Source organism: Chromobacterium haemolyticum DSM 19808 (assembly GCF_000711885.1).
In the GTDB taxonomy this organism is placed as follows: domain Bacteria; phylum Pseudomonadota; class Gammaproteobacteria; order Burkholderiales; family Chromobacteriaceae; genus Chromobacterium; species Chromobacterium haemolyticum.
In genome coordinates this window covers 19,217-43,633 of record NZ_JONK01000038.1, presented here as the reverse complement: position 1 = coordinate 43,633, position 24,417 = coordinate 19,217, and the positions used below count along the sequence as shown (strand labels likewise).

Sequence of the window (24,417 nt, the reverse complement as noted above, 5' to 3'; positions counted from 1 at the left end):
TGCTCGGCCAGGATCTGTTTGACGATGTCCGGCACCGACAGGTCCTGGAACACCCGCGAGCTGACGCGATGACGCAGCAGCGCGAACGGCGGCTCAATGGTCAGCTGATAGCGGCTGAAACCGCCGTCCGAGCCCAGGCTTTCCACTTTGGACACCACGCCGCAGCGCAAGCTCTCCGCGCCGGCGGCGTCGAGGATGCCGATGCGGGCCGGCAGGCCGAGCAGGGTCTTGAGTTCGATGGCCCCGTCTGGGGATAAACACACCAGCTGGTAGGCGTAAGGCCGGGACACGCCTTCTTCGCCGGCCAGGCTCAGGGGCAGCAATTGCTCGGCCGCCACGCTGCCGTCGCCCAGGCTGAGGGTGAGCAGGCGTTGGTCTTGGTTGAAGGCGGAGGCGAAGCTGGCGAGCAGGGTGCTGAGGTCCATGGCGTTAACCCGATTCAAATCGACTGCGCAATTGGCGAGTCCTTAAGCAAACCCTGCGCGGTTGCGCCGGGTTTGCTTAAGCACCCGAAAACGCCCGGCCGCCCGCTTACGCATGGCGGCCCGGCGCCGAGATTCAGTTGGCGATCAAACGCACCGCGTGCAACTGACGCTCGGTGTCGTAACGCACGGTGATTTTATTGGCCGGCACGCCGGCATCGGTCAGGAACTGCTTGACGGCGATAGCGCGGGTTTGCGCGGCGGCGCGAGCGTTGCCGATGTCGCCGCGGTAGCAATGGCCGCGCACCAGAATGGATTTGGCGGTCTTGAGCTTGGGCAGCAGCAGTTGCAATTGAGCCTCGCCCACCGGGGACAGTTTCGGGCTCATTTTTTCAAACGGGATCAGGTTGGGGTCTATGGCCATATTGGCGGCCACGGCCTTGTCCAGCGCGGCCTTTTCTTCCGCCGCCTTGATCACGGCGGGGTCTTTCGAGGCTTGTTGAGCGTTAGGATTGGTCTTGCAGCCCACCAGCGACAAGGCGAGCGCGGCGACCATCAGCAAACGTTTCATAGCATTACTTCCCGGATTGACTTTAAACATGGCGAAGAGCAGCCGGGAAACCGCTGCGCCGGACCGGCGCGCGGCAGTTTCCCGGATGCCTAAAACCCGCCCGAACGACGGGCGGGTCAGCTTTCCAGCACCGCTAGGAAATTAGGCGATCGCTTTGTTAGCGGTCAGGTCCCAACCGGAGCTGACGTTACCGCCGCCAGCGCCGTCAGCGCGTTTCTGCTGGGTGTAGGTCCACTTGATCTTGCCGTAAGTGAAGCTCACTTTTTCGCTGGGGAAGCCGTTGTCGTTAGCGGAACCATGCGGCTCAACCTTGGCGATCAGGACTTGCTCCATCTTGATCTCCATGTACTTCACCTTGTCGCCACCGGCACGGCACAGTTCGATGGTGATTTCCTTGATGTGCTGGCCCTTGCAGCAGGCTTCGTAGATCTTCGGGCTGGCTTTGTCCAGGAAGTGGGTGATTTCGTAAGCGGCGTGGTTCACGCGCTCGGCGGTGGCGCCGCCGGCGGAGCTGGCGGTAGCCTGGGCCGGCTGTTCCAGTTTGTGAGCAAAGGATTGGATCTCGATCCAGTCTTTGTGCTTGTCGTCGCTGCTTTCGCCAGGAATACCGTCAATTTTCAGGAATGCATCAAAAGCCATTTACTTCTCCTTAAACAAAGGTCAAAAATTGGAGGCTAAGCCCCCCATTCCAAAAGACGCCCGCGCCCGCCGCCGCGCCTAAACCCGGCGGACGCGCGCGGACTCTCCAGCCTTAACCCGCCGGTTGCGGCAGTTCCGCCACCAAACGCAGGGAAATAGTCAGTTCATCCAGCTGGAAATGCGGCCGCAGGAAGGCGGCGGCGCGATAGACGCCGGGTTTGCCCGGCACTTCCACCACGTCGACGCGCGCTTCGCGCAGCGGATACTTGGCTTTGGCTTCCTGGCTGGCGGAGTCGTCCAGCAGCACATATTGCGCCAGCCAAGTATTCAGGAAGTCCTGCACGTTCTGGCGCGAGGCGAAGCTGCCGATCTTGTCGCGCATGATGGATTTCATGTAATGCGCGATGCGCGATACCGCGAAGATGTAGGGCAGTTGGGTGGACAGGCGCGCGTTGGCGTTGGCCGAGTCCGTGTTGTAAGTCTTGGCCTTCTGCACCGATTGGCCGCCAAAGAAGGCCGCGTAGTCGGTGTTTTTGCAGTGCACCAGCGAGATGAAGCCCAAGTCGGACAGCAGTTTTTCGGTGCGGTCGGTGATCGCCACTTCGGTGGGACACTTGAGCGCCACTTCGCCGTCGTCAGTCTTGAAGGTGTGGGCCGGCAGGCCTTCCACCAGGCCGCCGCCCTCCACGCCGCGGATGGCCGCCAGCCAGCCGTATTGGGCGAAAGCGGAGGTCAGACGCGCGGCGTAGGCGTAAGAGGCGTTGGTCCACAGGTATTTTTCGTGAGTGCTGCCGTCCACGTTTTCTTCAAAGTCGAATTCCTCCACCGGCACGTTGTCGCGGCCGTAAGGCAGGCGCCCCAGCACGTGCGGCAACACCAGGCCGACGTAACGGGAGTCTTCCGACTCGCGGAAGGATTTCCACTTGGCGTATTCGACGGTGTCGAAGATCTTGGCCAGATCACGCGGCTTGCCCACATCGGTGAAGCTTTCCAGGCCAAACAGGCCGGAAGAGGCCGCGGTGATCAGCGGCGCGTGCGCGGAGGCGGCTACGTGGGACAGTTCGTCCAGCAGGTAGAAGTCTTCCGGGTGGCGAGTGAATTCGTAATCGCCCACCAGGCCGGCGTAAGGCGCGCCGCCGAAGGTGCCGTATTCTTCTTCGTAGATTTTCTTGAACAGCGCGCTCTGGTCGAATTCCGGCGCCGCCTTGAAGTCCTTGACCAGGTCTTTCTTGGAGGCGTTGAGCACCTTGATCTTGAGCATGGTGCTGGTTTCGGACTCCATCACCAGGTACTTCAGACCACGCCAGGAAGCTTCCAGCTTCTGGAAGTCGTTGTGGTGCATGATCTCGTTCAGCTGGGAGGAGATCAGCGCGTCGATCTCGGCGATGCGCGCGTCAATGCTGGCGGACAGGTCTCGCGATACGCTGACGCTGCCTTCCAGCACCTGGTCGACCAGTTCGCCGATCAGGTCGCGGGTGTGGCCCTTTTCGTTGTCGTTGGTGGCGACGCGGCTTTGCTCGATGATGGAGTCGAGCAGGCTGCCGGCCGCCGCCGGTGCTGCGGCCGCGACGGCCTCAAGTTGTTGTTCTGCGCTCATCTATCACTCTCCCGCTTTGTCCGGATGCGCGGCCTGGCTGATTGCCTTCAGCTTTTCGGTATCGCGCACCACTTCGTCCAACAATTCTTCCAGCTTGTCGTTACCCGCCATCTTGTTGCGCAGGTCGGCCAGGCGCTTGCGCGCGTCCAGCAGCTTTTTCAGCGGCTCAACCTGATCCACCACGTTCTGCGGCTCAAAATCGGCCAGTTCTTCGAAGTTCAGCTCCATCGCCAGCTGGCTGCCGTCGTCTTTCAGCTTGTTGTCCACCTTGATGGCCAGGCGCGGCGCCATGCCCTTGAGCACTTCGTCGAAGTTGTCGCGGTCGATCTGAACGAACTTGCGTTCCTTCATCTTGGGCAACGGCTCCTTGCTGTGGCCGGAGTAGTCGCCCAGCACGCCCAGCACGAAGGGCAGTTCCTTGGTTTCGATGGCGTCGCCGATTTCAACGTCGTAAGTGATCTGCACGCGCGGCGGGCGTACCCGCGACAGTTTTTTCTGTGTGCTTTCTTTGGCCATGATGGTTCTCTCTCAAGTTCACAAAGCTCTGATTGGAGCGGCCTCTGCGGATATCGCCGGCCGTTCCGGTGTTACGTCACTACTCAGGCCACGCTGCGCGACAGGCTGGACGCCACTTCGCGCAACTGCGCCACCGAAATGGACGGATCGTTCAGCCTCCGCCCCAGGATGTAAGCCGCTTCTGCGTAGGCCTGATGGCTGCGCCACGGCGCCTGCGGCTCAGCCACGTCGACGATGAAGCGGGCATCCAGCTGCCCTCCCCAGCACTGCGAGACAATCTGCTCGTTCAAGTCGCCCGGCAGCAGGGCCAGGAAGCGCCCTTCCGGCCGGTGAATCAGCAGACATTGCTCCGCTTGGCCGGCCTGGCCGGCGGTAGCCGCCTGGTACAGCGACAACCAAGTGGCCGCGGCCAACATGTCTTCGCCATCGCTGTCCGGCAGCGGCAGCAGATAGGTCTGCGCCGTCAGGCTGCCTTGGAACTTGCGCAACAGCTGGTGGTGGAAGGTGAAGGCCAGAAGCACCGTTTCCAGATCCGGCAGGCCCCGGCTGCTCAACAGCCGGCTCAGATGAGAAGCCGGCGTCACGCTCAGATGCCGCTCCAGCAGTTGCTGCGCCAAGTCCAGATCCGCCACGGAGGAGATGCCAAACAAGGACTGCTCCTCCAGAAACTGGCGGCAAGCCAGCATTTCCACGGCGTTGTCGATGGCGCTGCTCAGTTGCTCCTTCAAGCCGGAGAAGAACAGCTCATTGGCCAGCATCAACACCGACAGCGGCGGCAAAGGCCCGTCGCAAGGCATCAGCGAGGCCGCCACCAAAGGATAATTACGGCCGCTTTCATCGCGGCTGGGCTGCATCACGCCCAGCGACAGCCACATTTGGTCGCGGCTACGCAGCACAAAGCTGGTGCCCGGCATCGCGCGGTAGCGCTCCACCGCGTCCGGACCGGCCTCCAGCCCGCCCAGGCTTTGCGCCAGCAGCTGGTCCAGCTGAGTGGCCGCCGGGTGGGTGGCATTGACGCGGACGAAGTCGCCGCGGCGCGGCAACTTGCCAAAAATGCAGAATTGCGGAGGCGTTTCCTGCGCCCGCTTGAAATTGAACGCCATGACTGTGTCTCCCTTATAGCGTCACGCGCTCAGGCAAGGTCAGCTTGTAAAGCTTGTTCAGTTGCAGCGGATTCACGCCGCCAACCATGCGGAAATTGAATTTCACCGTTTGCGCCTCGCCGTCGGGCTTGCGCAAGTTCCAAGTGAGCTGAGCGGAGTCCGGGCTGTCCTGGCTGACCTTGGCGCTGGACAGCAAGCGCATCAGGCCCATGCGTCCCGGCTGGTTGCCCACCACGCTGCTGGCGCCGCTGTAGGACACCACCTGGATGCGGGCGCCGGCGTTCTGGCCGTTGCCGGGCCAGGTGAACGGCTGCCAGGCCTGCGGGCCGTTGCGGTAGCGCAGTTCCTGGCCATCCACCTCGAACACGATTTCGGACAGGCCCGGCGTCGGCGTCGGCTGCAGTTCAAAACGGGTGTTTTCGCCGTCTTGCAGTTGTGCGTTGGCCAGAGCGGACAGGCTGCTGACGCTGGACAGGAAGGCCGGGTTGAACTTGACGCCCATATTGCCCCAGGCGCGCGGCACCAATTGGTCGCCCTTCTTCTGCACCAGGCCGTTCAGGTATTTGTTGATGAATTTGTCCAGCGTGCCGTCGTTGGCCTTGACGAAGCGGCTGATCTCCGCCACCGAGGCGCTGTTGCTGGAATCCGCGAATGGGTATTTGCCGGCCAGCTGCTTCCACTGGGGCAGCACTTCGTTGGCCCAGGCCTGGTTGATGTCGTTGGCCACCGGCCCCAGCAGAGCGTTGTAGGACTGGGTCAGCGGGCGCACCAGCATCGGGCGCACCATCTCGCCGGTTTCCGGCGTGACTTGGCTCAGCAGGGTGTTGTCTACGAAGGAGGCGGTATCGCCCAGCTCCGAGCCGGAGCCGCCCAGGGTCGCCTGCAAGGCGGCGCGGGCTTGCGGGCCGGGTTCGTCGGTGCTGGAGATCGCCGCCAGCTTGGCTTTCAGCTTGGCCAACTGTTCCAGGTAAGCGTTGATCGGCGGGTTGTCGCCCTTGACCAGTTGCGCCACGCCGGCGAACTGACGGCCCACTTCGCCGTACAGTTTGGTCTTGTCCGCTTGGGCCGGCGAGCTGCCGCCCTTGAGGAATTCCGCGGTTTTTTCCAGCATCGACTGCTTGGCGTTTTCCAGCGAGCGGTTCAGCTCCGACGGATTGTCCCAGGCGGTTTCCATCGCCGCGCGCGCCAGCACCAGCTTGATGGGCGAGCTTTGCTTATCGGACAAGCGCGCCATCGCGGAGGCGGACTGGGCCGGATTGGTGAAGTCGCGGGTGGTGACGCCGATCAGGAATTTCTTCCAGGCGGCGGCGTATTGGGCGCGGTACAGGGCCTCCAGCGCGGCGCGGTTTTTCTCCACGTCGCCGTCCCGGCCCAAATTGTCCTGAGTAGACGAGGCCAGCACCCAGTCGTCGCTACGGATTTCACCCTTGCTGGCTTCGTCGATAGCGCCCTTAACATAGGTGTTCCAGGCTTCGCGAGTGTAGGCGCCCTCTACCATCTGGCTGCCGGCCATCACGTCCAGATCCCGGTTGTCCAGAATCCGCGCCACGGTCAGCGGAGCGAAACGGGTATTGGCGCGGGCCTTGATTTCGTTGAACACCCGTTCTTGGGCGGACAGGCGCTTGAAGGAGCCTCGCAGCACATCGCGGGCCTCGCCCACCACCTTGGCGTTGTTCTCGATCAGCGGCAGGTCCGCTTCCTTGATCTGGCTAACGTAGAAAGCCACCAGCTTCTCGGCCACCGCCATCACTTCTTCCACCGAATACTGGCCGCGCTGGCTTTCCAGATAGGGCCGCCAGTAGCGCGGCAGCTGGTCTATCAGATGCGCTTCGTCCATGCGCTTCTGCTCATGCAGCATCAGATAGGTTTTCAAAGCGTTGTAGCTGGCGTCCAGTTGCTGCGGATTACGCTGCGGAGCGGATGCGGGCTCGCCTTGCGCCGCTGAGGCCTCCAGCTTGGCGGTGGTGGCGCGTTGCGGCCAATCCAGCGCGCTCAGGTTGATATTGGGCAAACCGCCGCGCGGCGCGTGCTTTTTAGGCTTGGGTTTGAACGGCGCGGGCGCGGCCGGCTTGGGCGGCTCGCTCACAACCGGCGCGGGCGCGGGAGCCGGCGCCGGAGACTCCGGCTTCAGCGCCACCAGCGTGGTTTCCAGATTGCGCTGCACCGGGCGCAGCATCACTTCCTTCAAGCCGGTGAAATACTCGCGACGCAGTTGCGGCTCCAACTCCTTGCCCTGATACAGGCCCAGGCCCACTTGCCACGGCGCGCCGTTCTTGCGGTAAGCCTGCAATTCCTCCAGCCGCTTCTGCAAGATCTGCAGCGAGCGCAGCTTGTCGTACAACTGCCCGCTGGCGGCCAGCTTTTGCGCCTGCGCGCGCTCGGCCTTCACCTCGTCCAGCAAATGCTGGTTGCCGATGAAGGACCAGGTCCAGAAGCTGGCCAGCGCGGCCAGCGACAACACCCCGGCGGCCATGCCGAACAAACGCCAGCGGCTGCCGCTGGGCTTGGTCTGGCGCGAAATCAGGTGTTGATCCTGAAACAGCACGTCGCGGAACAGATTACGCAGGAAGTAGCTGTAAGACGCCGGCGCCTGCTTCATCTCCTGGCCGCCCTGGCTCAGATCGAATTGGCCTTGCACGCGATTGGCGGCCACGATGCGCGGCACGCCCTCTTGCAAGGCGCTGGTGAAATAGAAACCACGCAGCAGAGGACGCGCGTGATAGGGGTCTTCTTCGTGCAGCAGCTTGACGAATTTAACCACCGCCTCTTTCAAGCCGTGGAATTCAATGGGAAAGGCGAAGTGCGCCGGCTTGACTTGGTCGCCGCGGTACTGGATCAGCTTTTCCTCGCCGGCCTGCACCAGGCCGCGGTAGAGCAGTTCAAACTGCTGGCCGGTCACGGTGGCCACGTCGAAACCCGTGCCCTGATCCGCGCTCAGCGTCGCGCCCCAGACCCTGGCGCGGTCTTCATCGCTGGCGTCCTGGAAAAACTGGGCGAAGCCGCCCAAGAGGTCCAGCTTGGTGAACACCAGATAGATGGGCACCAAAAGGCCGAAGGTGTTGCACACCTCGTGAATGCGCTCGCGGATCTGGCGCGCGTACAGAGTGAAACCTTCGCTATGGTGCTGCGCCAGCTCCGGCAGGCTGATGGCGATCAGGATGCCGTTGACCGGCGCTTTGGCGCGGTGCTTTTTCAGGAGCTTGAGGAATTCCAGCCACTCCACCCGGTCCTCGCTCTGAGTCGCGTAACGGCCGGCGGTGTCCAACAGCACGCCTTCGGTTGAGAAGAACCAGTCGCAGTTGCGGGTGCCGCCCACGCCCTGAATACCGCTCTTGTCGCTGAACGGAAAGGTCAGGCCGGACTGCAGAATGGCCGAGCTCTTGCCCGCAGCCGGGTGTCCGATGATCATGTACCAAGGCAGTTCGTACAGCGCGGCGCTGCCGCTGGCGCTGCCCAGCTTGGATTTCTTCAGGGTGTCTATCGCGCCCAACAGCCGCTGGCGCAGCAGGGTGACCTCGGCGCGCTTGTCGGAGCTGGCGTTGATCACCGCCTCGTCAGCCTGCTTGCGCAGCATGCGCTCCACCAGACCGCCGGCACGGCGCGCCAAAACCTGGCCCACCAGCAGGGTCAGCACCCATAACAACATGACGCCGATAATCCAGCCCAAACGGGCTTCCAGCGACTCCAGGCCCAACCACGGTCCCAGGAACCAGATCAGAGCGATCAGGATCAGGAACCCGATCGCCGAAGCCACCTTGGCGTGACGCAGCCAACCTTTCATAAACACCCACCACCTTCTTGAAAACCGTTATTTTTTGAGCAAGGACTTCAGCGAGCCTGAGCGCTCGATATGTCCGAAATCCTTGAAACTCCAGTTGCCACCCCAAGTCAGGCCGGCCGCCGTCGCCTCTTCTCCCAGCGCGTTGTAAGCCTGCATCGCCCAGGGATCACGTTCCGATATCACTACCTTGCCTTCGCGGATGGGCGCCAGGTCCACCGCCAAGCCGTATTGATGCTTGCTCTGCCCACCCTTGGCCTTGGTTACCAGCGTGGCCTGCCCGGCCAGAGAATCCTGACGCTCCGGACTGCGATAGCCCTCCAGCAGCACCATGGGGAAGCCCCTGGCCTTCATTCTTTCCATGACCCGCAGCACCACTTGCACAAACTCGGGATTCAGCTTGCTCCAGTCTCGATCCGCATGTCCCAGGCTGGGCCGCTCCGCAATGACATTGACAAAAGCTTCCGGCGGAAGCGGCGGCGGCGGCACTAGTTTTTCTTCAAGCAGCGTCTGCTTGATTCTCATGCCCTGCGCATACTCGGAAACCTCAAATTCCGGGCTGCGATGAAAACGGTTCAACTTCAGCGTGATGGCCACCGCCAGGGCCACCAACAGCAGCGACACCACCGGCAGCCACACCCGCCAATAGCGCGCGGCTACGCTGGGGGCACGGCGCGACGCACGCAAAAAAGCGGCGCTTACCGCCGGCTTTTCATTGCGTTTTTCAGGTCTTCCGGCCGCAAGCGCGCCCAAGGCCTCCGCCCCGGTCAACACCGGCTTTGGAGAGCGATTTCCTTCCAAGATGCGGGGCTGTCCCAGGAAGAATTTCCAGCCCAGCCAAGACAGGAGCAAAACGATGCCAAGCACCAGAATCGGCAATATATAGTTCAAATGCATTTTGACGCGAGACAATAAATGACATTACAATTTAAATCAATAGCTTGAGCTACCCGATTTCGAATTTTAATAACTGAGTGCAAATCAATGTGCAATGGGACATGCATTCCAATTAAACCAAAAATTTGGGATACTTTCGATAGCAGATAGTCACAAATCCAATCGTTAGGAACCGCCGTCATGATGAAAAAACGCCCCTGCTGGGAACAGGTACGCATCCTATTTTACGCCATTGTCATTGCCTCTCTGGCCGCTTGTTCCAGCACGAAGACCATCGACATCAAAGCTGAGGGCAGCCCCTCGCTAAACCGCGACGCCAAAGGCAAACCGCTGTCCGTAGTGGTGCACGTCTACCAGCTGAAAAACCAGCAGGCTTTCAACCGTCTGACCATGGAGGCGCTGTCCAGCGGCAAGCCTGAATCAGAACTGCTGGGCGACAGCCTGATCAGCAGCAAAGAACTGACCTTTTTGCCAGGTGGCAAAGTGACACTGGAAGACGTCACCATTGAAAAAGACGCTCAATTCATCGGCGTCGTCGGTTTTTTCCGCCGGCCGGATGCCCACTTCTGGCGTTTGTTGTATGACGCAGACGCCGTCCGCAGCAAAGATCTGAGCTTCCGCGCCGCAGATTGCCACTTGGAAGCCATCAAGCCCAAGGCATTGACCATGCCCGGCCAGCCTTCGCCCGCCAAGGCGGACTGCGCCGCCAGCCGGAACTGACGCCTGAAAACGGCGCCAAGCCAACGCTGAAAATTAACAAACCCTTTTGCATGACAAGGGCTGCGCTCTTGCTGCAAAATGTCGCGCATTTTAGCGATCGTGTACACAGTTTGAACAGGGTGTTATTACCGGGTACGGACCGCCTTGGTCATGACATGGCTCAAAGCCCGTTCGGGCCTTCGCCCACCGCGGCCTGGCCCGACTGACAAGCCAATGAATTTTCAGGCGCAATTGAGATTTCAGTAGATTTCCAGACAAGGTGTATCAGTAATGCAACAAGCCAAACGAGTGCTCTGGGGCGAAGGCATGTTTCTGCGCCCGCAGCACTTTCAACAGCAAACCCTCATGCTGGAGCAGCATGTCGCCTCGCGGCAGCAACTGAGCCAGCGCCACGCTTGGGGCCTGCAGCATATTGCCTTGGACGAACAGGCGCTCAAGGGCGGCGCGGTCCGCATCGACGCGCTGTCCATCCTGTTCCGCGACGGCACGCTGTACCAAGCGCCGGCCAGTGCGCCGCTGCCGCTGTCCCGCGACCTGAACACCTTGCCGCAAGCCGGCATCAAGACCACGCTTTACGCCTGTCTCGCCCATATGCAGCCTTACGGCGGCAATACCCGCAACGGCGAAGTCATGTCCCGTCCCACCCGCTTTCAAAGCGCCAGCGCGGAAGTGGCCGACCTGTACACCCAGGCTCTGGACGCCGACCTGTCCACGCTGGAGTTGGACGTGCGGCTGATGATCGAGGAAGAGAACCGCGACGGCTACGACGCCATTCCGCTGTGCCGCCTGGAGAAAGACGCCACTGGCCAATGGAGCCTGGGCGGCGGCTTCATTCCCCCGCTGGTCACGGTGGAAGGCTCGCGCGAGGTCAGTCACATGCTGCGCCGCCTGCTGGACATCTTGCTGGTCAAGAACCAGGCGCTGTCCGGCGGACAGCGTGAACGCGCCAAGAACGTGATGGAGTACAGCTCCAGCGACATCAGCTCTTTCTGGCTGCTGCACACCGTCAACCGCAATTTCGCCAAGCTGCGCCACCTGTCGCTGTCCAGCCCCCTGCACCCGGAAGAGCTGTACCTGGCGCTGGCCGAATTCTGCGGCGAGCTGCAAACCTTCTCCACCCATTACACCCTGTCCGACATCCCGGCCTACCGCCACGACGACCTGCACGCCGTGCTGGCGGCGCTGGACACGCAGATCCGCGAGCTGCTGGAAACCGTGATCTCCTCGCGCTACGCCATCATCCCGCTGCATTCGCCCAAGCCGTCCTTCTACATTGGCCGCTTGGAAAGCGACCGCCTGCTGGAGAACGTCGATTACTACCTGTCGGTGCAGAGCGAGCTGCCAGCCAGCCAGATCATCGACAGCGTCCCGCTGAAGATGAAAATCGGCGCGCCGGACGACGTGGAAAAAATCCTCAACTCCGCGATGCGCGGCGTGGCGCTCAGCCATGCGGCGCAAACCCCGTCCGCCATCCCGGTGCGGGTGGGCAACCACTATTTCGCGTTGGAGCCGCACGGCGAGATCTTCAGCCGCATGCTGCAATCGCGCAGCATCTGCATCTATATGCCGCAGACCCTCTCCAACCTGACGCTTGAACTGATCGCCGTATTCCGCTGAGGCCGCCATGAACCAAACCGCCGCAACTCTCCAAGAACGCCCGCTGACCGTAGCCTCCGCCTCGGCCCCCACCCTGCGCGAAATGCTGGAAGACGGCATCTACCTGCTATTCCTGCTCCGGGACGGCAACGCCCCAAGCAGCGCGGTGGAGTTCAACCGCCGCGTCGACCAGTTTCTGAACCAATACGAGCGCAACGCCCGCAACTTCGGCAAGGACCAGAACGCCATCAACCACTCCAAGTACGCGTTTTGCGCCTTGATGGACGAGATCATCCTGTCTTCCGAGTTCGACATCCGTGACGAATGGGAGCGCATGCCGCTGCAGCTGCGGCTGTTTGGCGAGCATCTGGCCGGAGAGGGCTTCTTCAACCGCCTGGAACAGCTGCGCCTGGACCCGGCCGCTCATATCGAACCGCTGGAAGTGTTCTACACCTGCCTGCTGCTGGGCTTCCAAGGCAAATACCTGCTGGAAGGCCAGGAAAAACTGGGCTACCTGACCCACAAGCTGGGCCAGGAAATCCAGCAAGTGCGCGGCGGCAAGGCCGAGTTCGCGCCCAACTGGCAGCTGCCGCAGCGCTTCCAGGCCTTTGTCCGCCATGAACTGCCGCTGTGGCTGTACTTCGCCCTGCTGGCCGTTGTGGGCGCCGGCATCTTCGTCGCCTACCGCTGGCTGCTGTCCAACCAGCTCCAATCCATTTTCGGCCTGTAAGCCATGCACAGCAGCCGCCACGCCCAGATCTTGCCGTCGGTGCTGGACCGGCTGCTGGACGACCAGCCGGACAACAGCCACGGCGCGGAAACCATGTTGTACGAACTGCCGCAGGTCAAGCGCTCGCTGGCGCGGGATCTGGAAGCACTGCTGAACACCCGGCTCGCGCCCTTGCAAGAACTGTTCGACATGTATCCGCAAGCGCACGACAGCATGCTGAGCTTCGGCATCCCGGACCTGTCCGGCATCAGCCTGCTCAATCCCCACGACCGGGAACTGCTGCGCGAACAACTGCGCCGCGCCATCGAAATGCACGAACCGCGCCTGTCCCGCGTGCGGGTGAACCTCGACGCGCCGCGCGAGATGGAGCGCCACCTGCGCTTCCGCGTCGACGCGGTGCTGAAAGTACATCCGCACCGGCCGCCGGTCACCTTCGACGCCACCCTGCAACTCTCCTCCAACGTATACAAGGTACAAGGCTAACCCAGCCTGACAGCGCCCCATGGACCTCAGCACCCTGCTCGCCAGCTTCGCCTCCGCCTTCAACCAAGACCAACGCCTGCTCACCCTCAGCCTGGGCGACGGCAGCGTGGCGGCCGAGCAACTGCTGCCCCTGAGCCTGGCCGGCGAGGAAGGCGTGTCCCGGCCTTACGCCTACCAGCTGGTGTGTTTGTCGCCGGACGGGGCCATCGAACTCAAGACCCTGCTCGGCCTGCCGGCCCGCATCGGCATCCTCGACGCCGCCGGCGCGGAGTGCTTGCGCTGCGGCGTGGTGTCCAAAGTGGAGAGCCTGGGCTCGGACGGCGGTTTCAGCCGTTATCAGCTGACCATTGAGCCGCCGTTCGCGCTGCTGCGTCATCGCGTCAGCTCGCGGGTGTTCCAGGACCTGTCGGTGCCGGACATCGTCAAACAGATCCTGGCCGAGCATCAGCAGGCCAACCCGGTGTTCGCCCGGGTGCAGACGCTGGAATTCAAGACCGGCGCGGCGTCCCCGCGCAGCTACTGCCTGCAATACCGCGAATCCGATTACGACTTCATCGTGCGGCTGCTGCATGAAGAGGGCTATGCCTGGCGTTTCGATCACCTCGACGGTGACACCCCCCAGGTGCAACTGGTCGCCTTCGACGACCCCTACAGCCTGCCGCCGGCCAGTGTGGAACGGGTGCGTTTCCACCGCAGCGACGCCACCGAGGCCGAAGACGGCCTGACCGAGTGGAACGCGCAGCGCCAGATCGTCCCCGGCGCGGTGGCGCTGGCCAGCTTCGACTACCAGCCGGTGCAAACTCAGCACAGCGGCGACGACAGCCGTATTGATCAGGGCCAGAACGGCAAGGCGCTGCAGTCTTCCTTGCACGACTACGACCCGCAATCGCTGTACTACGCCGGCGACGCCGACCAGCTCAGCCACTACGCCCAACTGCGCCAACAAGCGCATGACCTCAAGGCCAAGCAATTCAGCGGCGGCGGCTGGGTGCGCGGTCTGGCCGCCGGCCAATGGTTTCGCCTGGACGACCACCCGGCCCACGACGGCGACAGCAGCGAACAGCGCGAATTCGTCGTCACCCGCCAAACCCTGAGCGCGCGCAACAACCTGCCGGCGGACCTCAAAGCGCTGGCGGGAGAGAAAGACGCCCAACCCTTTCGCGCCGAGTTCGACGCCCAGCGCCGCGGCGTGCCGCTGACCCCGGCCTACGCCCACACCGAACTGGCCAAGCCCAAATCCCGCGGCGTGCAGACCGCCACCGTGGTGGGGCCGCAGGGCGAGGAGGTGCACACCGACCAGCACGGCCGCATCAAAGTGCAATTCCACTGGCAGCGGCCGGACGAACATCCGAGCATCGGCGCCAACCTGGACGACAAATCCTCCTGCTGGCTGCGCGTGGTCATGCCCAGCGCCGGCGCCGGCTGGGGCCACCAATTCATCCCGCGCATCGGCCAGGAAGTGCTGGTCGATTTCATTGAAGGCGACATCGACCGCCCGGTGATCACCGGCGTGCTCTACAACGGCAGCCACCCCACCCCGGACTTCAGCGGCGCCGGCGCCTTGCCGGCGAATAAAACCCTGTCCGGCATCAAGTCCAAGGAACACCAGGGCGGCCAGTACAACGAACTGCTGTTCGACGACACCCCCGGTGAAGTCAGAACCAAGCTATCGAGTGAACCGGGCAAGACCCAGCTCAACCAAGGCTTCCTCACCCACCCCCGCAGCAACGGCAAGGCCGAGCCGCGCGGCGACGGCTTTGAACTCAGAACCGACCAGCACGGCGCCATCCGCGCCGGCCACGGCCTGCTGCTGAGCACCGAAGCGCAGAACGGCGCTTCCGGCAAACAGCTGGCGCGCGAACAGGCGCAAAGCCAGCTGGACGCGGCCCTGGCCCTGAGCCAAAGCCTGGGCGACACCGCCACTGGCCAGCAGGCCGACACCATGGAAACCGGGCCGGAAGAAATCGGCGCGGACAACGCCAAGGCCGCCAAGAAAACCGAAGGCCACCTGCAGCACCAGGCTGCCGCCTTGAAAGCCTGGGAAGCCGGCTCCAACACCGACAAAGACGGCAAGACCGCAAAAGACCAGGCCGGCCAGCAGCCGCTGATCGTGCTCTCCGCCCCCGCCGGCATCGCCAGCCTGAGCCAGCAAAGCCAGACCGTGGCGGCGGGGACCAACCTGGACCTGGTAGCGCAGCGCGATACCAACCAGACCAGCGGCCGGCGCTGGATTCACAATGTGGGCCAGCACATCAGCCTGTTCGTGGCCGGGGTGAAGGACAAGGTGGCGCTGAAGCTGATCGCCGCCAAGGGCAAGGTGCAGGTTCAAGCGCAGAGCGACAGCATTGAGGTGACTGCGGACAAGGATGTGACCGTCACCGCCTGCAAGGGCAAGGTGGAAATCGCCGCCGGCCAGGAAATCCTGCTCACCAGCGGCGGCGGCTATATCCGGCTCAAGGGCGGCAATATCGAAGTGCACTGCCCGGGCGAAGTCAGCGTCAAGGGTGCCAGCCACGCGCTCAGCGGGCCGGCCAGCCTCAGCACCTCCACGCCCACCTTCAACAAGCCGGGCATGGGCAATCTGCAAGTGATCCATGAGTTCGCCAATGGCTACTCCATGGACCAGGGCAAATTCGTGGTCACCGACGCGCTGGGCGTCAAACACCACGGCGTGCTGGACGAGGCCGGCAAGGCCATGGTCAACGGCCTGCCCACCGGGCCGGCGCAAGTGCAATTCCTGGGCCGTCCGCACAAAGACAAGGCTGACATCTTCCCCTTTGTGCCTCAGCCGGAAGTGGCGCTGCAGCAGACCGGCGAGGCCGTCAAACAGCAGGCGATGCAGCAACTGGGCAGCACGCTAGGTAAAGTCAGCCCGCAACTGCAAAACACCTTGGGCCAGGCGCAAGCCATGGCCGCGCAGGCGCAGCAGGCGCTGGCCTTGGCGCGCAATCCGCAAAGCGCCATCCCCGCGCTAGCCGAACGCGCCGGCGGCATGCTGCCCAAGCTGCCCGGCCTACCCGGTATGCTCAAAGTTTAATCAGCCCCATTATCGATATTTTCAAAGTTGAATTGTCATGACCGCACCTGTCGCTGTTCTCGATGCAACCCCGGCCAACGCGGCCAAAGCGCTGGCCCAAACCGGCCAGTCTTTTGATAAATGGCTGCAAGACATCAGCGGCGGTTACCTGACGGTTGAATCGCTGAAGACCTTGGGCACCGCCATTCCGGTGGTGGGCAACCTGATCTCGGTCGGCGACGTCGTGGTGGACGTCATGGACATGAGCGAGAAAAGCCGCAAGCGCCAGGAAGTGGACATCTTTGACTGGATGTTCCTGGGCGTGGACCTGATAGGCGTGGTGCCGGCCGCCGGCAGCATGTTCAAGCTCAGTACCCGGCCCACGCTGAAGCTGTGCGCCACCAGCCTGCGCCGCGCCGGCAAGGACATTGCCAAAGATGCGATTGAAGGCGCGCTAGTGGGGCAATTGATCACCCTGCTGCCGGACCGTTTCCGCAACACTCCGGCCAAGTGGGTGGACTATGTGGAAACACATATCGACAGCAATCTGCAGAAATGCAGCGCGGAAGGCGCCAAATACCTGAAAGAACTGGCGGACCTGCTGATCAGCGTCGGCGACGGCAAGTTCGGCCAGTTCGCCGCCAAGCACACCTCGGCCAAGCCCGTCGCCTACAACCTGGAAAAAACCAACTCCGGCTTCTGGGGCACCATAGCCGCCCATATGGACGCGCTGAACAAAGCCGCCGATGGCGCCAAGAAACAGGCGGTGGCCGGCATGGCCGTCACAGCCGCCCATGCAGTGGACAAACTCACCGGCAAATCCCCTGCCCTGCGCGCGCAAATGCGCTCCATTGGCCTGTCACTGGCAAAATGGGCCGGCGAACTCAAGGCCAAGCTGGAAAAAATGCTGGCGGAGAAGCTGAAACCGATGCTGGCCAAACTGCGCAAGGCCTTCATCGACCACATCGCCTCCAAGAGCACCGCGGTCAAGCAGGGCCTTAGCAAGGTGAGCAAAAAGGTGCAGCAAATGCCCAAGGAGGTAATGGGCCGCTTCAAGGGAGGGGGAAAGGGAGGTAAATGCAATTTCAGCTCCCAGCATTCCATCAACTACCTCAACGGCGTGGAAACGTTGATCCACAACGATTTCAGCCTGCCCGGAGTGCTGCCAATACAATGGGACCGTGTTTACCGATCAGACTTTGCCGCCAATGACGCCGCCGGTCCGCTGGGCGCGCGTTGGGCTATGCCTTACTGCATGCGCTTTGAACGCGACGGCGACGCGCTCAAATACTACGATGATGTGGGCCGCGAGCTGGAATACACGCTGCCGCCGGTGGGCGAATCGCTGCAGGACGAACTGGAAGGCCACACCTTGACCACCCTGTCCGACACCCTGCTCTCGCTCAGCTTCGGCCACGATTTGGTGCAGCTCTACGAACGGCACGGTCAACAATACCTTCTGGCGCTGATCAAGGACCGCGCAGGCAACAGCATCGCGATGAACTTTCGCGACGGCCGGCTCAGCCAGTTGGTCAGCAGCGCCGGCTATGTGGTGGATTTGGCACATGACCGCCATGGCCGCGTCAGCCGCATCAGCCTGCAAGATCCGGAAACAGGCCTTCCGTTGCGCACGCTGGCGCAATACCAGTACAGCGATATCACGGCGCTGGCCGGCAACGCAGGCGACCTGCTGGCCGCTAGCGACGAGAACGGCCAAAGCTGGAACTATCAATACCACCGCCACCTGATCACCCGCTACACCGACCGCACCAACCGCGGCATCACCCTGGAATGGGAGAGCGACGGCCCCGACGCCCGCGCCGTGCGCGAATACGCCGACGACGGCAGCCTGGACATCCACCTGGCCTGGGACGACAACATCGACCTCACCTACGTCACCGACGCCTACGGCCGCACCACCGAATACTACTTCGACGAAGCCGGTTATCCCTACCGCACCATTTTCCCGGACCACAAGGAAGAGTGGCTCAACTACGACGCCAAAAAACGGCTGGTCAGCCACATCCACCCGGACGGTTCGCAAGACAGCTACGAGTACGATGACAAGGGCAATATGGTGCTGCACGAGCGCCGCGACGGCAGTGAAGTGGCCTTCGCCTACGACGCCCAGGACAATCTCGTGGAGATCACCGATCCGCTCGGCGAAAAATGGCTGCGCGCCTACAACGACAAGGGCCAGCTGATCGAGGAAACCGACCCGCTGGGCCACAAGACCAAGTACGCCTACAACGAACAGGGCCTGCCGGTGGCCATCACCGATGCCAAGGGCGGCAAGAAGCAAATTGCCTACCGTCCGGACGGCCTGCTGCAGAGCTATACAGACTGCTCCGGCAGCGCCACCCAATGGCAGTACGACGAACGCGGCCGCGCGCAGTTGATCGTAGACGCGATGGGCAACGCCACCCGCTACCAATACGCGGCCAACGGCACCCTGCAAGCCATCGTCCAGCCAGACGGCCAAGCCACCCAGCTGGAACACGACGCCGAGGCGCGCCTGCTCAAACTCACCGACCCGCTGGGCCGCGCCACCCATTACGACTACGACAAAGCCGGCAGGCTGCAAACCCGCACCGACGCCAACGGCCACAGCCTGGCCTACAAATACGACAAGCTGGGCCGGCTGACCGCGCTGCGCAATGAAAACCACCGTCAGTATTTGTTTGAATACGATGCCGGCGGCCAGCTGATTTCGGAAACCGGGTTTGACGGCAGCGTCACCCGCTACCACTACAACTCTGCCGGCCAGCTGGAAAAACAACAGGAAGGCGATGTCGCCACCCTTTATCGCTACGACCGCGCCGGCCGCCTGATCGAGCGCAGCGCGCCCGGCAGCCTGGAAAGCTTCGGCTACGATCCCGCCGGCAGGCTATACCAGGCCAAGAACCGCTACGCCAGCCTGCGCTGGATCTACGATCCGGTGGGCAATGTAATAGAAGAACACCACGGCTATAGCGTGGCCGGCGTCAAGGAAACCTACCGCTGGCAACATGAACACGACCCGCTGGGCAACCGCATTGCCACCCTGCGTCCGGACGGCCGCCGCGTGGACATCCTCAGCTACGGCAGCGGCCACGTGCACGGCCTGCTGTTCGGCCAGCGCGACATCATCAACCTGGAGCGCGACAAGCTGCACCGCGAAACCCAGCGCGTGCTGGGCAATGCCTTGCAACAGACCCTGGCCTACGACAAGGCCGGCCGCCTGGCCAGCCAGCGGCTGATGGGCAGCACCCAGTGGAACTGCCAATACCAGTACGACGCCGCCGGCCAGCTCACCGGCATCGCCGACAGCCGCGCCGGCCAGCTCAACTACCGCTACGACCCGGTGGGCCGCCTACTGGAAGCCGCTACTCCCAAGGGCGTGGAAAGCTTCCGTTTCGACCCGGCCGGCAACCTGCTGGACAACACCCCGGCCGCCGATGGCCACCAGGACAACAGCCTGCTGGGCAACCTGCTCAGCCAGTACGCTGGCCGCCACTACCGCTACGACAGCCGCGGCAACCTGGTGGAAAAACGCGTCAACGGCGCGCTCACCAAGCTGGAATGGGACAGCCACAATCGCCTGTCCCGCCTGACCGCGCCGGACGGCCAACGCACCGACTACCACTACGATCCGCTGGGCCGCCGCATCGCCAAAACCCAGGCCGGCCAGACCACGCTTTATGGCTGGGACGGCGACGTGCTGGCCTTTGAAACCCGCGACGAACAAGCGGTGCACTATCTGTTTGAACCTGACAGCTTCGTGCCGCTGGCCCAAGTCCACACCGAAGCCGTGCGCGGTGTCAAAGTGCCGCGCTGGAGCCAGCACCGCCCCTATGACTCAGACCTGGACCCGCTACGCAAGCCGGCGCCGGAACCCAGCGAACCGACGGCGGTGTACTACTACCACACCGACCACCTGGGCACCCCTCAGGCGCTGACCGACGAACAAGGCGCGCTGGCGCTGGAAATGGACTACCAGGCCTGGGGGCAAGCGCGGGAAATCATCGCCGACGCCGCCAGCAAGACCAGCATCCGCAATCCCTTCCGCTTCCAGGGCCAGTACCAGGATGAGGAATCCGGGCTGCACTATAACCGCCACCGTTACTATGATCCGGAGATCGGGCGCTTTATTTCGCGGGATCCGATTGGCTTGATGGGTGGGATTAATATCCACAGTTATGCACCGAACCCAATTGAGTGGGTGGACCCACTTGGATTAAAAAGCTGTCTTGACAAAGCAAAATGTAAAGCACTTCTTGCTAACGTATATAAGAAAGCTCTTGCGGAGAAAAAGAAAGATGGCTCTAGAGGCCTGAAAGAGCGAATTGACCATCTAAACGAAGATACTTACAAGTTGTATGACTTTGCTCCTGGCATGTCGGATGCTCGAAATTATGGCAACCTAAAAGGTAAAGGTTCCTACGAAGGGCATATACGGGCAGCCAAACAATTGAGAGATGGACTACAATCTGATATTCGGGACTTTGACGAGGGCGGGTGCAACCAACACTACACCATCCCCAATAGCATTCGCACAATAGCTAAATCAGACATCCCAACCAAACCCGCAGGCACAAAATGACATATAGTATATATGAACTTATTTTCCTCATAAGCTCAGACTGCTTCAATCAACACATATTTAACAGCCAAAGCACGCACACAGCTGAGGCAATACAGAAAATAGCACGAAACATAACCCCACTCATCATGGAGGGTGGCGAAGACTATTTCGACGATGTCGATTTTTCAAAAAAACAAATTGATTTTATTGAAAATAAATTCACATCTGAATTAGAAAACAACATCAACGACAAAGCAGCGATATCAAAAGTATATATTTTAAAAAACATTATTGACAATGAAAACGAATACAGAAGAACCGCTGAGAACACTCTAATCAGCATTTGCGCCCACATCTATTGGCTAAACACCACGAACCTAACACAAGCAATCAGCGACTCCCTTTTTAACACGATAGAAAAAGTAGAATCGTTAGGACTAACAACTACAACACCTCCACAGTTAGACTGGAGTACCATTAAAGACATATGGAACGCCTCAGAAACACCATGGGACAGTTATTTAAAAAAGATAACATCTGAGGTACCCGACTCGCTCTGCAGCGCCTTCAATTACTTAACAAACAATGATACCCAGTTGGATTTTTTGATCCAATGGAAAGAACACTTAAGCGAAAATGAGTTCAGTGCATTAAAAACCTTTTTAGCCGTCGAAGGCGAACAAGAACTCAAAGACATCAACTCAAAGGCCTTTGAAGAATATAAAAAAATAATCACATTCATATAGCTTAATTTAACACAATGGATTTTCACACCTCAGCCCGACCTTAACAAGTAGAAACAGGCATTTATCTTTAGAACTCAAATCAATTCAACAAGACACCTGCAATGACAAGCTTTAATTTGCATGACCAAAGCGGGAATTTAATCGGCAGCATTATCACGACATCCCTCGATGGGAGGTTCATACTGGGAGCCCTCACACCAAGCCCGCATTTCTCATTGTACAAAAACCTATTCAACGCATTTGAGCACGCAGCAAACAATCAACTTTTTGCCGACATCAACCGATTGAAAAGTGAAATACAAGAGCACAGTTTTTACTTAACCGGCACACTACAAAAACTGGATAGAGTGGAAATAACAGGCTTGCAGATCATGGGCAATGACGTGAGTTTTCGATTTAAAACCCAAGCCACGCCCCCCGCCAGGGCGACGTCATCGCAAAAACTGGTGAGATTGACCATGCTAAATTGCTAGAGTGCTGTGCATTACTTCTCTATCGTCCCTAGCTACGCAACGAGCAAATCGTACTACCCTAGGATTAAAGATGACAGAAAATACGATCCTTTATCACAAAGTTCAATTCCATCAATTCAAAAAATTTTCCAGCACTAGAATTGATAACATCTGCGCACCAGAGACGGCTGAGTTCTCCTTGGTCATGGCTAAAAATAAAAACGGTAATATTGGATTTAATCAGAGTGAAGAAGGCCATGCCTTCATCAAATCCATGATTGCAAATTGCTATTTCTTAAACATACAAAATGAGCTTTGTCCTCCACAGGACACACCAATTGCCTATGCACCCCAATTTCTATTCAAAGATAACGGTGGGAAATTTGAAAAACTATATGATGAACACCAAAAACACAAAAACGATTTAAAAAAATACGAAATGTTATCTCGTCACCGCACAATCTCTCCTCCGACAAAACCAGGTCTTACCCTTTTTTTAGACGATCCAATACTAAGCATTGATAGCGACACCTACGAGCTACTTACAAATTCGTGCCACTACATTTGCATAGCAAAAACATCAGGGGAATATGGCTATGGCGCTTTTGATGTATTCGCCAATGATCTTGACTTCTTTTTTCAAGAATTAAAAATCCTTGCCGATGGAAAATTCAAAATCACGGCAATTGACAACAACTCAAAGCTCATCAAGTACTAATTTTAACAACGCTCATCCAATCCATAAGCTCAACAGCCACACCTAAAACACAGCCCTCCAACAATAACCGTGGCTACAAGATAGAAAACATGTCAAGCGGCCCTCCAATAAAGAAGGCAAAAGCTCCTCTCCAAAGACTAGGCATAAGTCACAACCACAAAAAGCCTAAAGTTTAAAATGAATAAAACATACCGCTTCTGAACTGTGCACAACACGGCTGGTCAGGCACTGAAAGCGTCAGCAATAGAGCAGCCAACGCCATAAAAAAATACACTCGAAAAAACACTATACTCAGGCATTGTTTTTGAAGAAATCGAATTCCCCCTCGTGGTCATCGAGGGGGAAACCATATACGGAATGACCTTTCACTCCCTTCAAGTCAAAATAGAAGACGAAAATGCATTAAACAATATATTGGAAACATTAAAGCCAATGTGCTACAAATGCGTAGAAATTTATAGGGAAGCTGGAAGAAATGGACTGCAAGTCCTGGAATCAAGCACAGAGAATCCTAGCGGCGATATCAATCCGCTAGCGCAAAAAGCAAACTAGCACTGTTGCCGACTAATGCAACAACACCGAATCGAACCCAAGCCGCAGCCAGCCCAAAGCCCCGCCCGGGGCTTTGGTCGTTTAGGAGAGTTAAGCCAGTTCCTGCATTTGCACCGTGGTCTGCTGCAAACGGCGGGCGAAGGGTTCCAGCAGGCAATACATCTGCTCGCACTCCAGCGTGTCTAGGTTGGATTGGTCCAGCATGGCCGCCAACGCGCTCAAAGCGCTGCTGACCTGGCCGAGTTCCAGGCAGATCAGTTGAGCGCTGTGATGGAAGTGCTCGCCGTATTCGTCGAGCTGCTGCAACAATGGGTCAATCGGGTTCAACGAGGGATTTTGCTGACGCAAGCTTTTCAGTTGGAACAGCAAGGTTGATAGTGACGAGATGTGGGAAACTTGAGTGGCGCTAGTCATGGCGACTCCTTCTTGAGCATTATGCCCGCCCTCCGACGCTAAGCGGAGGCGGCGGGAACATGGCAGGATTAGCGTTACCGGCAAGAAGGATCCGGCGCGTGCAAGCACGCTCCCACCATGACCCGCCCAAGAGTAGACGTATCTATGGTGTGTTCGGACATGAGATGCCGCATGTGCGGCTGTCCGCCTTCTTGCCTCGGAACGCTAATTCCGGTGCTGATGCACAGCACGGCCGGATTATCACGTGCTTGGGGCTGGGAGGCAAGACGCTGGCGCCTTCTGCGGCATCCCCTTGGCCGATGCCGAATCCATGCGTGCCGTCAAAGTGTCTGTAGGAAGCAACATGAGGCCAACCGTTCAGACTCCGGCCTACTGCACAAAGCCACAACGGTGCACTACGCCCCCTCCGTCTAACCCGGCCCCTCGCACTCATATGGAAGTCAAAAGACATGACAGAGCAAATTGATCAAGATGAAGTCTTAAGAGTATTTTCTTTAATTGAAAAAATTCACGAATTATTTCATCAGCCGGACAATTACACCCTGAAAAATTTCCAGGAATTTGGCGAGAATAACTACTCAGAAATTCACGAAGCTTATTACAAGACTATTTGGAACTGGCTCTCCGAAGAAAACCAAAACAGAATAATAGAGAATCAGTAAGTCGTTCTTTTGATACTCGATCTTTGGCAATATCACCTCATGCCCACAAGGAAAGACGGCCTACCAGACATGGGGCTAGATATGGAAGATTCTTCCTTGTGCGGCAAACGAGGCCCCCATCTTCAGGGCTAGAAAAGGCACCTAGCCTGCACGACAAGTGCTGACCGCTTCGACGTAATCAACTCCCACAAGCACACTCCACTTGAGCAGTGCTTGCCAGCCCCCTATCTGTCACACCAGC

The 24,417-nt window shown here is 59.5% G+C and carries 19 protein-coding genes; 10 read left to right on the top strand and 9 right to left on the bottom strand.

The genetic code is table 11. From position 1 onward, the window contains the following. The 8 genes from BR71_RS18075 to BR71_RS24865 form a co-directional block, all read right to left on the bottom strand. Positions 1-425, bottom strand: a 425-nt coding sequence (locus tag BR71_RS18075; RefSeq protein ID WP_043640834.1) for a contractile injection system protein, VgrG/Pvc8 family, incomplete at its 3' end; no start/stop codon positions are given. A 133-nt stretch (positions 426-558) separates the two neighbouring features. Further along, complete coding sequence (locus BR71_RS18070) at positions 559-993, bottom strand: OmpA family protein (RefSeq protein WP_052370795.1); 435 nt, start codon at positions 991-993, stop codon at positions 559-561. Positions 994-1,134: 141 nt separating this feature from the next. Then, a complete protein-coding gene (locus tag BR71_RS18065) occupies positions 1,135-1,632 on the bottom strand; it encodes an Hcp family type VI secretion system effector (protein WP_043640831.1) in 498 nt (165 codons plus the stop codon). Positions 1,633-1,744: 112 nt separating this feature from the next. Continuing rightward, on the bottom strand, positions 1,745-3,229 hold the full coding sequence (tssC, locus tag BR71_RS18060; RefSeq protein WP_043640828.1) for a type VI secretion system contractile sheath large subunit: 1,485 nt from the start codon (positions 3,227-3,229) through the stop codon (positions 1,745-1,747). A gap of 3 nt (positions 3,230-3,232) precedes the next feature. Continuing rightward, the gene (tssB, locus tag BR71_RS18055; protein WP_043640826.1) at positions 3,233-3,745 is read right to left on the bottom strand and encodes a type VI secretion system contractile sheath small subunit; all 513 of its coding nucleotides are present in this window, start codon (positions 3,743-3,745) and stop codon (positions 3,233-3,235) included. Positions 3,746-3,828: 83 nt separating this feature from the next. Continuing rightward, a complete protein-coding gene (gene tagF / locus BR71_RS18050) occupies positions 3,829-4,848 on the bottom strand; it encodes a type VI secretion system-associated protein TagF (RefSeq protein ID WP_043640824.1) in 1,020 nt (339 codons plus the stop codon). 13 nt (positions 4,849-4,861) lie between these two features. Continuing rightward, positions 4,862-8,629, bottom strand: a complete 3,768-nt coding sequence (tssM, locus tag BR71_RS18045; RefSeq protein ID WP_043640821.1) for a type VI secretion system membrane subunit TssM — start codon at positions 8,627-8,629, stop codon at positions 4,862-4,864. A 27-nt stretch (positions 8,630-8,656) separates the two neighbouring features. After that, positions 8,657-9,523 (bottom strand): M15 family metallopeptidase, encoded by an 867-nt coding sequence (locus tag BR71_RS24865; protein ID WP_231138246.1) that lies wholly within the window; start codon positions 9,521-9,523, stop codon positions 8,657-8,659. 180 nt (positions 9,524-9,703) lie between these two features. On the opposite strand from BR71_RS24865, the gene tssJ reads away from it, so the two are divergent. The 9 genes from tssJ (at position 9,704) to BR71_RS17995 (ending at position 22,548) form a co-directional block, all read left to right on the top strand. Continuing rightward, positions 9,704-10,243, top strand: coding sequence for a type VI secretion system lipoprotein TssJ (gene tssJ, locus BR71_RS18035; protein WP_052370793.1), 540 nt, complete (start codon positions 9,704-9,706; stop codon positions 10,241-10,243). 270 nt (positions 10,244-10,513) lie between these two features. Further along, positions 10,514-11,860, top strand: a complete 1,347-nt coding sequence (tssK, locus tag BR71_RS18030; protein ID WP_043640818.1) for a type VI secretion system baseplate subunit TssK — start codon at positions 10,514-10,516, stop codon at positions 11,858-11,860. Between the two features lie 7 nt (positions 11,861-11,867). Continuing rightward, positions 11,868-12,569, top strand: coding sequence for a type IVB secretion system protein IcmH/DotU (gene icmH / locus BR71_RS18025; RefSeq protein WP_019101087.1), 702 nt, complete (start codon positions 11,868-11,870; stop codon positions 12,567-12,569). Positions 12,570-12,572: 3 nt separating this feature from the next. Continuing rightward, positions 12,573-13,052 carry a type VI secretion system baseplate subunit TssE gene (tssE, locus tag BR71_RS18020; RefSeq protein ID WP_019101088.1) on the top strand — a complete coding sequence of 160 codons (480 nt, stop codon included), beginning with the start codon at positions 12,573-12,575 and terminating at the stop codon, positions 13,050-13,052. Between the two features lie 19 nt (positions 13,053-13,071). Then, complete coding sequence (locus tag BR71_RS18015; RefSeq protein WP_052370791.1) at positions 13,072-16,089, top strand: type VI secretion system Vgr family protein; 3,018 nt, start codon at positions 13,072-13,074, stop codon at positions 16,087-16,089. A 37-nt stretch (positions 16,090-16,126) separates the two neighbouring features. After that, positions 16,127-20,650 carry an RHS repeat-associated core domain-containing protein gene (locus tag BR71_RS18010; RefSeq protein WP_052370790.1) on the top strand — a complete coding sequence of 1,508 codons (4,524 nt, stop codon included), beginning with the start codon at positions 16,127-16,129 and terminating at the stop codon, positions 20,648-20,650. Then, positions 20,647-21,378, top strand: coding sequence for a hypothetical protein (locus BR71_RS18005; protein ID WP_043640815.1), 732 nt, complete (start codon positions 20,647-20,649; stop codon positions 21,376-21,378). Before BR71_RS18010 ends, BR71_RS18005 begins: the two co-directional genes overlap by 4 nt. 101 nt (positions 21,379-21,479) lie before the next feature. Continuing rightward, entirely contained in the window at positions 21,480-21,851 is a 372-nt protein-coding gene (locus BR71_RS18000) for a hypothetical protein (RefSeq protein ID WP_043640810.1), read from the top strand. A 70-nt stretch (positions 21,852-21,921) separates the two neighbouring features. After that, positions 21,922-22,548 (top strand): hypothetical protein, encoded by a 627-nt coding sequence (locus BR71_RS17995; RefSeq protein WP_043640806.1) that lies wholly within the window; start codon positions 21,922-21,924, stop codon positions 22,546-22,548. Between the two features lie 642 nt (positions 22,549-23,190). Here BR71_RS17995 and BR71_RS17990 read toward each other — a convergent pair. Continuing rightward, entirely contained in the window at positions 23,191-23,514 is a 324-nt protein-coding gene (locus tag BR71_RS17990; protein ID WP_156039036.1) for a hypothetical protein, read from the bottom strand. A gap of 449 nt (positions 23,515-23,963) precedes the next feature. On the opposite strand from BR71_RS17990, the gene BR71_RS17985 reads away from it, so the two are divergent. Continuing rightward, the gene (locus tag BR71_RS17985; RefSeq protein WP_043640804.1) at positions 23,964-24,176 is read left to right on the top strand and encodes a hypothetical protein; all 213 of its coding nucleotides are present in this window, start codon (positions 23,964-23,966) and stop codon (positions 24,174-24,176) included. The last annotated feature ends 241 nt before the right edge of the window (positions 24,177-24,417 follow it).